This is a genomic window from Dictyobacter halimunensis, from assembly GCF_036245075.1.
In genome coordinates this window covers 2,729,834-2,742,451 of sequence record NZ_BSRI01000002.1, presented here as the reverse complement: position 1 = coordinate 2,742,451, position 12,618 = coordinate 2,729,834, and the positions used below count along the sequence as shown (strand labels likewise).

General features: G+C 55.2%; 9 protein-coding genes. 5 read left to right on the top strand and 4 right to left on the bottom strand.

Annotation, left to right across the window (positions count from 1 at the left end; all coding sequences use genetic code 11):
* Window positions 1–358: 358 nt before the first annotated feature.
* Complete coding sequence (locus AABA21_RS25430) at window positions 359–1,066, top strand: hypothetical protein (protein ID WP_338254551.1); 708 nt, start codon at window positions 359–361, stop codon at window positions 1,064–1,066.
* A gap of 9 nt (window positions 1,067–1,075) precedes the next feature.
* On the opposite strand, the gene AABA21_RS25425 is transcribed toward AABA21_RS25430, so the two are convergent.
* Entirely contained in the window at window positions 1,076–2,920 is a 1,845-nt protein-coding gene (locus tag AABA21_RS25425) for a CopD family protein (protein ID WP_338254549.1), read from the bottom strand.
* Between the two features lie 74 nt (window positions 2,921–2,994).
* Complete coding sequence (locus AABA21_RS25420) at window positions 2,995–3,927, bottom strand: DMT family transporter (protein ID WP_338254547.1); 933 nt, start codon at window positions 3,925–3,927, stop codon at window positions 2,995–2,997.
* A 296-nt stretch (window positions 3,928–4,223) separates the two neighbouring features.
* Here AABA21_RS25420 and AABA21_RS25415 point away from each other — a divergent pair, with 296 nt between their 5' ends.
* Complete coding sequence (locus AABA21_RS25415) at window positions 4,224–5,675, top strand: vanadium-dependent haloperoxidase (protein ID WP_338254546.1); 1,452 nt, start codon at window positions 4,224–4,226, stop codon at window positions 5,673–5,675.
* Window positions 5,676–5,694: 19 nt separating this feature from the next.
* Here the strand turns inward: AABA21_RS25415 and AABA21_RS25410 are convergent, their stop codons facing one another.
* Window positions 5,695–6,693, bottom strand: coding sequence for a glycosyltransferase family 2 protein (locus AABA21_RS25410; protein WP_338254545.1), 999 nt, complete (start codon window positions 6,691–6,693; stop codon window positions 5,695–5,697).
* 301 nt (window positions 6,694–6,994) lie between these two features.
* Between AABA21_RS25410 and AABA21_RS25405 the strand changes: the two genes are divergently transcribed.
* The gene (locus tag AABA21_RS25405; protein ID WP_338254542.1) at window positions 6,995–7,480 is read left to right on the top strand and encodes a YbaK/EbsC family protein; all 486 of its coding nucleotides are present in this window, start codon (window positions 6,995–6,997) and stop codon (window positions 7,478–7,480) included.
* A 361-nt stretch (window positions 7,481–7,841) separates the two neighbouring features.
* Here AABA21_RS25405 and AABA21_RS25400 read toward each other — a convergent pair whose 3' ends face one another.
* Complete coding sequence (locus tag AABA21_RS25400) at window positions 7,842–9,083, bottom strand: MFS transporter (protein ID WP_338254541.1); 1,242 nt, start codon at window positions 9,081–9,083, stop codon at window positions 7,842–7,844.
* A gap of 1,040 nt (window positions 9,084–10,123) precedes the next feature.
* On the opposite strand from AABA21_RS25400, the gene AABA21_RS25395 reads away from it, so the two are divergent.
* Together AABA21_RS25395 and cydB are read left to right on the top strand one after the other, a co-directional pair.
* Entirely contained in the window at window positions 10,124–11,509 is a 1,386-nt protein-coding gene (locus AABA21_RS25395) for a cytochrome ubiquinol oxidase subunit I (protein WP_338254540.1), read from the top strand.
* Between the two features lie 21 nt (window positions 11,510–11,530).
* Entirely contained in the window at window positions 11,531–12,550 is a 1,020-nt protein-coding gene (gene cydB, locus AABA21_RS25390) for a cytochrome d ubiquinol oxidase subunit II (protein WP_338254538.1), read from the top strand.
* Window positions 12,551–12,618 lie beyond the last annotated feature (68 nt).

The following is a 12,618-nucleotide window of genomic DNA, read 5'->3' as shown; positions in this document are numbered from 1 at the left end:
GCTATTTATTTTATAAACTTTTTTACAGGCAGTCATAGTAATCATGTACATATGTATATTTTTCTTTGATGTAGATAGCATAAAACGAAAATGGTTGAGCTCAAATGAGGTAGGCCACTATTCAAAGATGAACTTTTTCACAACATTGTACCGGTACTTAATAGTAATGGTTCAATTTTCAGCTTGACAAAAACATTGACGTATCCTATTCTTTATTGTACGAGAAAGCCATTAGCGCAAAAATAGTTTCTTCTCTGTTGTACAGTGCCATAAAGCTATGTACAACTTCTCACCCTGGATTAACTCTATACCCACACTGATGTCTCGAAGATGAACTTCATGAGAGGGGGGTCTGCGTATGTCAGACCAATTTGGCACAATTACGGATCGTCTGGCCGACGTGATCCGGGTGATTACCTTTTCACGTCAGACGGGGACATTATTCGCCGAACACAATGGGCCTCAGGGTCCCGAAAAAGCTGTGGTCCGCTTTTTAAGAGGCAAGATGATTGAGACGCAAGCTACCCCTCCCTATCAAGGCAAGGATATACAGGCGTGGCTGGAGGGTTGGGGCTCGTGTCGCTTTCGCTTTGACCATAGCCTGGAACAGCCAAAAGAGCAGGAGAGCAGCCCCTCGCCCACTTCTAAACCCGCATCCAGGCATGCGCCACACATTGAGAAATCGGCCGCACCCATCCCATCCACGGTGACTCCACCTCCAGGAATCCCTATCAGGAACACCGATCCAATGAGGCGTATCAACCATCCCATTACCAATCCCGGCTTCCCTTTATGGGAGGACGTATCGCAGCAGCAGACGGACCCCTATCAAACTCCCGTCTCGTCTACCTCGATGCAGCGCGTTCCCCAGCGGCGCTCAAGCAATAATGAGCAGAATCTGAGAAAGCTTGAACAGCATCGGCTATCGCGCGTACATCGACAGGTATTTCTATTAGTTGATAACCGGCGCACGCCACAGGAGCTTGGCCGCCTGACATCCCGTAGACTGGATGAGATCTATGTACTGCTTAGCGATCTGGAACGAGCAGGGCTGATTACCCTTTAACACATACCCTCAATAGCCGAGCGCGATAATAAAGGTATTTTTCAGGTCGGTTGACCCAGACCGATGTATCGTGATGGTCAGTTGCCAGTTGCCAGCTGTGACAAAGTTCGCGCTGGTAGTGCGATAGAGACCCGGCGAGCCCTTCACAGGCTGAAGGGCGATATCCTGAACCCCTGTATCGATGTCCAGCATGGTAGCATGTACGCTCACCGTATAGGTCGTGCGCACAGGCTGGCTATAATGATCCTTCAAGCCGACTTCAATAAAATTGCGGCCCGGCCTGGCTGGCGAGAGTGTCAACGTGTATTGCAGGCCGCTAACCGTGCCCTTGTATACAGCCGCCCTGGAGATAGGTGGGCTGACCACGGGCGCGGGACTTAAGCTGGTCAAAAAACCCACACTCACCAGCAGACAGATCCCCAGGATAGCTTCCGACCTGAGCAGGGTCTGCAAACGTCGCTGGAGCTTCTCCCCGGACAGTGATGCCGCGTCTACGCGTCCACCCTGGCCGGGACCGGCTATGCTCAAGCGCGATCCTATGCGCAACTGGTGATAGATACCCAGGGCGAGCAATAGGATGAAGAGGCCCAGCTTGACCAGCAGGGTCTGACCATAGCTGCTGGTCCATAGCTGCGAAAACGGCTTGAGCAGGGCAGTGGCCTCTACTGTGCCGGTAATTATGAGCACCACGATACAGATAATGGTAAAAAGTGAGAAGCGCGGAATAAGGGCCAGCAAGACACGGCTGCGATCGGCCGTACCGGGTTTAAACTGGCGCAGGGCCAGGGGTAGTATAAAGCCAGCCATCAACAATTCACCTACCCAGAAGCTGGCCGCCAGCATATGCACGATGTCCGAGGGGATCATAAACCAGAGGTCCTGCCGACCGGCGGCATGGGAAATGAGAGAGGTCGTACACATGATAGCGATGCTGACAAGCAAGAGGAGTCCCCATAGCTCGTTCAGCCTATAGCGGCGCTCATGAATGGCGCGCCGCCCGGCCAGCCAGATGATAAAGGCGACCAGCAATAAGATCAGGCGGAAAAACCAGACCACCCCGAAACGGCTTTTGAAGGCCACATTTGCCAGCGTCTGGTTGGCAAAAATTGCCCAGGGCATGGTCCCGCTGTCGACGCTGGCCTGGTAAAAAAGGTAGGCGATCGAACCGAAACTCACAATGAGCCAGGACCAGAATAAGAAGCTGGATGAACGCAGCATCATCACCTGCCGCACCTGCCTTGACTCGGGTCCCACATATTCAATCGAGGCATCTACTACAGGACGCCAGATCAGGAGCCAGAACAGCAGACCTCCCACCAATCCCGCCAGGCCGAGATAGTTTAGCCAGCGAACGCCAACTTCCCAGATATCAAAATCATTATCATCACCCGGATTCTGACTGGACGGGCCGCTAGCGGAGGTCGGAGCCTTGCTGCCGCCAACCTCAAAGCTAAAGCTACCCATGACCGCGTGGCCATCGGCCTGGGAAACATTGTGGTACACCACCCGATAACCACCATCGGGCAAACCTGCTAGCAGCGAGACACGCACCGACGCCCCATCCGATCCCACTCCACTGTCATGGCGATCGACGCGCTTATCCTGTTGATTATATACCTCTACCTGGCTAAATCTGGGCTCGATACGCTCGGTAAACCAGACCTGCACCGCCACCGGAGGCTCACCACTGGCCAGGTGCGCATTAGCAGTCGGATCGCTATGACTATATTGGGCACCCGCAACCATAGCATGTGCCTGAGACGGCATGCAAAAAAAGAATAGACAACCGATGATACAAAAGATAAACCCTGCTCGCTTCGCCAGCATAGAGGGAGGTTGACTCTGTGTACCCATATGACCTTCTTATTATTTATACCTGTGTAATTACTATAACACGCCAGGGGCTAGCGAGAAATGGGAACCAGTTATTATGCTGAATGGTGATTTCTTCTGTTACGGGCAGGCGATGAAATGATGGCAACGATGCCAGGTAAGAGCGTCGCGGCTAAAATAATTACGCCTCCAAGGATGGTTCGCCCCGTTGGAATAGATCCCAGCAGAAATATCCCAAAGATGATACCCCACACCGGTTCGAGACTGGCTATCAGGCTGGCGGTCTGGGCGGTAAGGGTACGCATGCTGGAGATGAAGAGGGTATGCGCCAGGGCGGTACAGACCACGCCGATCATGAGCAGCAACAAGAGCTTCTGGGGTGTCCATAAGACACCCGGTCCGATCAAAAAGAAGATGGGCAGGAGCACGACGGCGGCTGTGCCATTCTGGTAGAAACTGATCATCAGGCTGGAATAGGTACGCCCGAGCCAGAGATTGGTGACGGAAAGCAGGGCGAAGGTGGCACCGGATAACACGCCCCAGGCTACCCCGACCGTCGTCGTATCCTGCAGGGTAAACGAAGGCACCAGCAGATAGATGCCGCCCAGGATGCAGATGGCCGCGATGATCTGGACGCAGCTGGGGCGTCGATGCAGCAACAGGGGCTCCAGGGCGGCGGTAAAGAGGGGAAAGCTGGAATACGAAAGCAGGCCAATGGCGACATTGGAGACATTGATGGATTGAAAAAAAGCGGTCCAGTGCAGCGCCAGCAGCGCACCCTGTCCCAGTAAGAGCAGGCCATCGCGAGCTCGTTTCGGGCGCAACGAGCTATGCTGGAACCAGCAGGCCAGCAGGAGCACAATGCCCGCCAGAGATGCACGCCCAAAGACGATCAGCGGAGCCGGAAGGTTGCTGAGCTTGCCGAGCACGCCAGCCAGCCCAAAAAAGAGGACCGCTATATTGGCCAGCAGTAGGCCCCTTAGGGGCTTTAATAACTCGAACCGCCAGGTTCCTTCTCTATTCTTCATGTATTTTTACCTCAGAATGTGCTTGAATGCCGTGGTTTCGCGCCTTCGGCCATGACTCTACGCGCCTTCGGCGCTCAATTGGTTTGTATGAGGTGGTGCAACGCCACGGCTGGGGCGAATGCCCCAGCCGTGGCGTTGCACCACCTCATACAAACTGGTGTTTACAGTCTAGCATACAGCGGCGATTTTATTCCGCTATATATAGTAAGAAGAGAAGCTAGCCCTATACAGGTGAGGCCGATAGGAGAGGCTTGATTACAGGGATAGGGACCGTTGCCGGTAAAAGAAAGCTGTAGATGATGGGAAAAAGAATGGTGGATCGCCACAGCATCCTGCGCAGCGGTATGGCTTTGCTCAATAGCGTGAGTACATTACCCAGCACGCATGGCATGGCTGGCGCGCAGGTGGCACTTCTCTGGAATGAGGCGCTCCTGCAGGCCATTCGCGTTAGCAGGCCGGCCGTTACGATCACGGCTCGGACCCTGGCCATCGTGCATACCTGTATGTATGACGCCTGGTCCGCCTACCATGCTCAAGCGAGCAGCACCTGCTGCGCTAGCCGGTTGCGTCGCCCCGAACGTGAGCACACCCAGACCAATAAAGAAGCGGCCATCAGCTACGCGGCCTACCGGGCTCTGCAGGATCTCTTCCCAGAACAGGAACGACAATTTCGTGCGCTCATGGGTCAGTTGGGATATTCGACGCTGGACCAGTCCCACAATGCCAACACCCCCGCCGGCCTCGGCAACCTGGTGGCGCGTATGATCCTGGACATGCGGCATCACGACGGCGCGCATCAGCCGGACGACATCCAGGCGGGGGCTTATGCTGACCATATCAGCTACCAGTCCGCAAATACGCCGGATCAGATCAGGGATCCCAACTCCTGGCAGCCACTACGTATACCGGGAACGGGGCAGGGAACGACCATACAAAGATATGTCACGCCGCATTGGGGACGTGTCAGGCCGTTCGCCTTTCCCCATGGTTCGCTGCTGCGCCCCTCTGTGCCACCGGCCACCATCTATACTCCACGCTACGCTGCTCAGGCCAACCAGATTCTAGATATCAGCGCCAACCTCAATGATAGACAAAAAACGATCGTTGAATACTGGCAGGATGGTCCCGCCCACGAGCAGATAGCCGGTCACTGGTTTTTGATCGCGCGCTATGTGGTACGGCGCGATCTCTATGATCTGGATAATACCATCAAGCTCTTCTTTGTGCTGGGCAACGCCTTGCTGGACGCCAGCATCGTTTGTTGGGATACCAAGCGAGCCTATAATGCCGAGCGTCCGCTCACGGCGATCCACTATCTGTACGCGGACCGCCCGGTGCAGGCGTGGGGCGGCCCCCACCAGGGGAGCGGACTGATCAAAGGGACCGATTGGCGTCCCTACCAACCGGCGACCTGCCCCACGCCTGCCTCGCCCGAATATTGCTCGGAGCATAGCGCCTTCAGCGCGGCCGCCGCCTGCATCCTCAATCTCTTTACCCACAGCGACTACTTTGGAGGCATATACACCCGGCGGGCGGGCGGTTCCTCAATCGAGCCGGGAACCACCCCGCAAACGGAGATCACACTTAGATGGAAAACCTTCAGCGAGGCGGCCTGCGAAGCGGGCAGGTCACGCCTCTATGCTGGTACACATTTTGAGCAGGGAGATATCGCCGGTCGCGCCCTGGGACATACTGTCGGTAAACTGGTCTGGCAGCGCACCCAACGCTATATCAATGGCACCATTTGATATTTCAAGGCTTGAAATATCACGGCTTGCGCTCTTCGATCAGCTCTTTTTTCGTGAAGCCAAGCGTGTGATGCACGATGTACAGGGGGCGAGCGCGCACCTCATCATAGATGCGACCCAGATATTCGCCAATGATGCCCAGGAAGATCAGCTGTACGCCACCCAGGAACAGCACCAGGATCAGCGTTGAGGCCTGACCGACGATAGCTCCAGTGATCAGACGTAAGAAGATGGCCACCAGGATACCCAGCAAGCTGATGCCCGCCAGGACAAATCCAAAGGTGGTCGCCAGTTGAAGAGGAAGATGGCTGAAACTGGTGATCGCATCCAGGGAAAAACTGATCATTTTCTTCAGCGGATACTTAGTGCTGCCGGCGTAACGCTCATGGCGATGATAGAGGACCGCCTCCTGGCGAAAGCCGACCCAGGCGGAGAGGCCGCGCATAAAGCGATGATGCTCACGCATCTGGATCAGGGACAGCACCACGGCGCGATCCATCAGGCGAAAATCACCCACGTTGCGAGGAATATGCACCGAAGTGATGCGATCGATCAATTGATAGAAAAGCGAGGCCGTAACCAGCTTAAACCTGGTCTCACCCACGCGGGACGCTCGCTGGGCATAGACCACCTCGGCGCCATCTTTCCAGCGCGCGATCAGGTCCAGAATCACCTCTGGCGGATCCTGCAAGTCTGAATCGATGACGACCACAGCTTTTCCTTGCGCGTAGTCCAGGCCCGCCGAAATAGCGATCTGGTGACCAAAGTTGCGCGAGAAATCAATGATGCGCACACGCGAGTCCTGGTCATGCAATTGCTGCATGACCTTGTAGGATCTATCCCTGCTACCATCATTGATCAAGATCAGTTCAAACGGCTCATCCAGCGTCTTCATCACCTGGACGATGCGTGCATAAAAGTGAGGAAGCGTCTCCTCCTCATTGAAGACTGGAGCCACAATAGAATAAACAGGCTGGGTGAGAGCCTCCGATATCCTATCTTCCTGTGGTGCAATCATCACGCGTTCTCCTCTTCAGGCTGTCTGTCGAAAAACCAGAGTATTCATTGTAAAGAAGTTTACCAGAGAAGCCATACCTCTGCCTAGTGTTGTGGCAAGCAAAGCTGAAATAAGTGAAAGAGAAGCAATAAATACAATCGGTTTAAGCAGGGCAACAAGCAATACGTTCAATGTAACAAAGCGTAGGTGCCAGGCTTGCCGCGCGGCAAGCGCCCGCAAGGGGCGCACCTACGGCGGCGTGGTATACTGTTCAGCGAGGAGGGTCACGACATATCTCCATCAATACAGAAGGGTCGTAAGGATGGCTAAAAAAGTACGCACACAGTCAATGCGGGTTCTAGATGCTCATAAAATCGCCTATATCGTCCATCAGTTTCCCGATACCATTCACAATGCCGAGGAGGTGGCCTCCAGGATCGGATTACCACCCTCTCAGGTGTTTAAGACGCTGGTGGTGCTGCGCGAGAGTGAGCCTAACGCCCATCCATTGCTGGTGATGGTACCGGCCAACCACGAGCTCGATCTGCGCCATTTCGCCCATGAGATCGGCGTCAAAGCGGTCCGCATGGCGGGCCACGACCAGGCCGAGAAATTGACCGGCCTCAAAGTCGGCGGCATCTCAGCCCTGGCCCTGCTCAATCGTCCTTTCGACGTCTACATCGACGAGAGCGCCACCCGATTCGACGAGATCGCCATTAGCGCCGGCCAGCGCGGCGTCAACCTCCAACTCAAGGTCAACGACATCATCAACCTCACCTCCGCCACCCCCATCTCCACCACCGCATAAACCCGCTCAAAATCGACCGCAAGGGACAATATCTTCAATTTAAGATTGTGTAAAACGAGAAAAGACCCCAGTACGTGCGGGGCTTGCCCCCGCTTCTTTGCATCCCCAAAGGAAAAGCACCCTCAAAGCGACCAGGGACGGTTTCATGCGATGCATCGCATCATACTCGCTGCTTTTTCGAGAGGCGAGGAAGCAAAGCGGGGGCAAGCCCCGCACGTACTGGGGTCTCTTTTCTTTCCCCTTGTCCCCTTTGCCTCTCGCAAACAAATCTTTCAGCAACGCTCTCTTGCGAAAAGATATTCGGCAAAAACGAAAAGTTATGGAGCAGAAGCTTGTTTCTTTGCTGAATCTTGGGTGGGATTTACTCGTGTGGGAATGTTGCTTGCCGCATGTGCCGAGAGAGAAACAGCCATCCGGTGATCAGAAGCAGGCCACTCCACACAATGCCCACGGTCGGCAACACGCCCAGATGCTCCAGGCTCAGCCCGATTGCGAAGGAGCCGAGGGTTTGGACGCTGAACAAGATCAGGCGAGAGACGCCATTGACGCGGCCTTGCAGGGCATCTGGGACGGCAGCGAAGCGATAACTGTCCATGAAGATAGCACGGATCGAGTCGGAGAGAGCAATGGCAGCGAAGACGGCTCCCAACAGCAGTGGCGTCGTGATGAAGCCATAGAGAGGGAAGAGCACCACGAACACGATCAGGGCACAGCCCAATGCGAGGCCAAAGCGTATGCGCCGCTGCAAAGGCGGGCAGAGCGCCGCACCAAGCAGGTTCCCAACGCCGCCACATGCTCCGATCAGGCCGTAGAGCACCGACGGGATATGCTGCTGTTGCACAATGTCCAGGACGAGAAGCATACTGGCTGTGATGGTGAGGTTGACATAGCTGGAAATCAGGAAGATCGAGCGTATGACTTCATGCTCCCGCAGCCAGTTGAGCCCCTCGCGCACTTCTTGGAGCAGGTGGTGACGCTGCGTCCCCCGTTCATCTTGCATGGGCGAGCGTATAAAGAGCAATGAGCCGAGCAAGATCAGAGAGGAAAGCGCATCGGTGACGAACGGGAGCAGCCTGCTGATGCTAAAGAGCCAGCTCCCCAGGGCGGGTCCGACAAGCGCGCTGGAGCCAACAATCACCTCGTTCTGTGCGACTGCTGTGGTGAGCTGGCTCTTTGGCACGATCCATGCCAGTGCTGCAAATCCGGCCAGCTCGTAGAAAAGCGAAATGGCTCCCAGGGCAAAGGCGATGGCGTAGAGGAGAAGCAGCCGCAGTGGTCCGCTGGAAAGGCCCAGCGTCAGGGGAATGCTCACCACACACACCATCAAGCAGAAGGTAGAGAGCAGCATCACACGTTTGCGCGGCCAGCGATCCACCAGCGACCCGGCGGGGAGGCTCAACAGGACGTAGGGAAGCTGTCCCAGGCTATACGCCAGCCCGGCAGCAGCGATCGAACGCGTCAGTCCCACAATGAGCAGTGGAAACGCAAACTGTGTGCATGAAGTGCCGAGCGAGGAGACGGCGTTGCCGAGCCAGAGCAAAAGATAGTCACGATTGCGCCAAAGGGAAACGGGCTGTGGTGGAATGACTTCTGTGTTGGTCATGAAACATCCTTTCGTTCGACTTGTTTCAGCAAGAAGGGAAGCAAAAGGAGCCCGGCAACCGAGGCACGGTTCAATCAACATGGGGCTGAGATACATCGCAGGATGAAGACAACGCATATCCTTGCACCAACGCGATCAGCGCTGCGCGTAAGGAGGGCGATATTCACAAACAGCCACGTAAGCCAAAAGTGCCGGGCTTACGCGGTCAAAAGCGGTTTCACACCGCCTGAGGGGAACAGATATCTTTTACTCATCAGCCAGATGATAGCATGGAGGCCGCATCGGTGTCAATGAATACTGCTCACCCCACTCATCCGCTCTTCCCATCCATGCGCGAGGGGATGGGAAGACTCGGCTGGCCCGGTGCGCGTGCTGACAACGCCACAGCTCATGGGTATTCTGGCAACGCGGATTGGGGGCAAGCGAGAGGTGTGTCTGCCTTCTACTTGTAAATCGCAGCATGCAATGAAAGGAAATGGGCACAAGTATCTGAGGCAATTTGAAGGCTATTCCCTCAGATACTTGTGCTGAAATTGCTTCACCAAATTTGGGATTTACAGAGCACCTCACCACAAGAGCCCACGAAAGGTTATGCCGCGCTTTTTCTTCTGGCGTGGCAAGGCAGAAAAGTATTTCTTTCTTTTGAGGGACTGGAAAATTTATGGTGCGGAGTCTCTTCTTCCTCATATCCTCTATCCTCACTTCCCAGGTCCATTTACTTGAATCTGATGAAAAGATATGGTTCTGAAAAACGAAGATTTACGGTTCAGTCAACAGTATCTATGGGTTGTAAGGTTATTGTAATGGATACACTAAGGTGTTGGGGATGGCTCCGGCCCTTTCTGCGCAAAATACTCCCAAAAACCCGCAGCATTAATCAGGTTCGCAATCGGGTGAACTTCTGATGCCCACAGAGGCCAGTCAGTGCCATACTATGGTTGAACCAAACGAAGAGAAAAAAAGCAACGAAGCATATCTGGACTCCCGTAGTGAGATCCGCGAAACGATTATAGTTCCGCTAAACCATAAGGAGCGCATCTGTGGATGCATTAACACTCTCACGCTTACAATTCGGTAGCACGATTATCTACCACTTCCTGTTTGTGCCTTTGACGATGGGCCTGGCCTTGATCATCGCCATTATGGAAACGGCCTATGTGCGCAGCGGGAATGAAACATACAAACGCATGGCCCAGTTCTGGGGCAAGCTTTTCCTGATCAACTTCGCACTGGGGGTTGTCACCGGTATTGTGCAGGAGTTCCAGTTCGGCATGAACTGGTCGACCTATTCCCGCTTTATCGGCGATGTCTTTGGGGCTCCGCTGGCGATTGAGGCGCTGCTGGCCTTCTTCCTGGAATCGACCTTCCTGGGCGTCTGGATCTTTGGCTGGGAGCGGCTGTCGAAAAAGGTACATCTGCTGGCCATCTGGCTGGTGGTGCTGGCCTCTAACCTGTCGGCCTTCTGGATTCTTATCGCCAACTCCTTTATGCAGCAGCCGGTCGGCTATGCCGTTCACAACGGTCGCGCCGAGATGACCAACTTCTTCGCGCTATTGACCAATCCAACTCTGTGGGAGCAGTTCCCACACGTGTTCTTTGGGGCCATCGCCACTGGAGCATTCTTTGTAGTCGGTATCAGCGCATATCACTTTATCAAGAAGTCGGCGGACCACGATTTCTTCCAGCGCTCGATGCGCATCGGCCTGATCATGGCCCTGATCGGCGGGATTGCCGTCTCGGTCACCGGTCACCTGAGTGGTCAGCACGTGGTTCAGCAGCAGCCGATGAAAATGGCCGCCGCTGAGGCGCTGTGGGATACCGAGAGTCCGGCTTCGTTCTCGCTGTTCACCATCGGCGATCCGAAGGATATGAAGGACGTAGTCGCGATCAAGGTGCCCTATGTTCTGAGCTTCCTGTCGTACAACAACTTTACCGGCGAGGTCAAAGGTATTAAAGAGCTGCAGGCACAGTACGTCAAAGAGTACGGTCCTGGCAACTATGTGCCACCGGTGGTCGTTACCTACTGGAGCTTCCGCCTGATGATCGGCGTAGGAACCCTGATGGCCCTGCTGTCCTCGGCTGGTCTCTTCCTGATGTGGAAGAAGCGGCTGGAGCAGATGAAGTGGTTCCTGGCCGTCTTGGTGGCCGCCATCGCGCTTCCCTATATAGGGAATACTGCCGGCTGGGTACTGGCGGAGATTGGACGCCAGCCATGGCTGGTCAACGGGCTGCTGAAGACCGCTGATGGTGTCTCACCTTCGGTCAATCCGGGCGTGATCCTCTTCTCGTTGATCTCGTTTATCCTCGTCTACGGTGTGCTGGCCGTCATCGATGGTCTGCTGATGTTGCGCGTCGCCCGCCAGGGTATTGCCGCCGTCGAGACGCACGAGGAAGCGCCAGCGGAAGAGCTGGTTGCGGCCTACTAAAGAAGAGGAAGAGGAAAAATTATGGACCTACAAGTACTCTGGATTACGCTGATCGTCATCCTCTTCACAGGCTTCTTTGTACTGGAGGGATTTGACTACGGGGTCGGTATCCTCCTGCCCTTCCTGGGCAAGAGCGATAGCGAGCGGCGCATGATCATCAACTCGATTGGACCTTTCTGGGACGGTAACGAGGTGTGGTTGATCGCCGCGGGCGGCGCTATTTTCGCCGCCTTCCCCGACTGGTACGCGACGATGTTTAGCGGCTTCTACCTGGAGATGTTCCTGATCCTGCTGGCCCTGATCCTGCGCGGTGCGGCGATCGAGTTTCGCAGTATGCGCGAGCAGACACGCTGGCGCGCGCTGTGGGATGGACTGTTCTTTGTCGGGAGCGCGCTCCCCGGCTTCTTATGGGGCGTGATCGTGGCTAACATGATCCATGGTGTGCCCATTGATGCCCATATGAACTATGCCGGCACGCTACTGACACCCTTCAATCCCTTCGCCCTACTGTGTGGACTGGCCGTGGTGATGCTGTTCGCTCTGCATGGAGCAATCTTCCTCAGCCTGCGCATCGAGGGACCGCTGATGGCACGCGCCGAACGGGCCGCGCGACGCATCTGGCTGCCCGCCCTGGTCGTGTTCCTGCTCTTCGTGACGATGGGATTTTTCAACACGGCGGTCATCCATCACATGTTGCTGGACGCGAAGGTGATGCCACTGGGCTACACCATGCTGGCCGCCTTGATCGCGATCCCGCTGCTCTTGAAGCGGCATCGTAGCGGCTGGGCCTTTATCATGACCACGGTCACGATCGTGCTGGCCGCCTTCAGCCTCGGCGTCAGTGCCTTCCCAAACATTATGATATCCAGCCTCAATCCGGCCTGGACGCTGACGGTGCGCAACGCCTCATCCAGCCCCTACACGCTGACGGTGATGAGCTGGCTGGCCCTAACCATTGTGCCCATCGTCCTGCTCTACCAGGGATGGAACTACTGGGTCTTCAAGCAGCGTATCCAGCCGCATAAGATCGGCCATTACTAATTTATTCGTTGTCCCTGTATCCTTGATATCACGAACGGCGTTCATCATATCAAGGATACGTTGGTGCC

What these genes read in the sequence shown, in the direction of transcription:
- AABA21_RS25410 (WP_338254545.1), bottom strand. Translation starts at nt 6,693, where the DNA reads ATGATTGCACCACAGGAAGATAGGATATCGGAGGCTCTCACCCAGCCT.
- AABA21_RS25430 (WP_338254551.1), top strand. Translation starts at nt 359, where the DNA reads ATGTCAGACCAATTTGGCACAATTACGGATCGTCTGGCCGACGTGATC.
- AABA21_RS25405 (WP_338254542.1), top strand. Translation starts at nt 6,995, where the DNA reads ATGGCTAAAAAAGTACGCACACAGTCAATGCGGGTTCTAGATGCTCAT.
- AABA21_RS25425 (WP_338254549.1), bottom strand. Translation starts at nt 2,920, where the DNA reads ATGGGTACACAGAGTCAACCTCCCTCTATGCTGGCGAAGCGAGCAGGG.
- AABA21_RS25420 (WP_338254547.1), bottom strand. Translation starts at nt 3,927, where the DNA reads ATGAAGAATAGAGAAGGAACCTGGCGGTTCGAGTTATTAAAGCCCCTA.
- AABA21_RS25415 (WP_338254546.1), top strand. Translation starts at nt 4,224, where the DNA reads ATGATGGGAAAAAGAATGGTGGATCGCCACAGCATCCTGCGCAGCGGT.
- cydB (WP_338254538.1), top strand. Translation starts at nt 11,531, where the DNA reads ATGGACCTACAAGTACTCTGGATTACGCTGATCGTCATCCTCTTCACA.
- AABA21_RS25400 (WP_338254541.1), bottom strand. Translation starts at nt 9,083, where the DNA reads ATGACCAACACAGAAGTCATTCCACCACAGCCCGTTTCCCTTTGGCGC.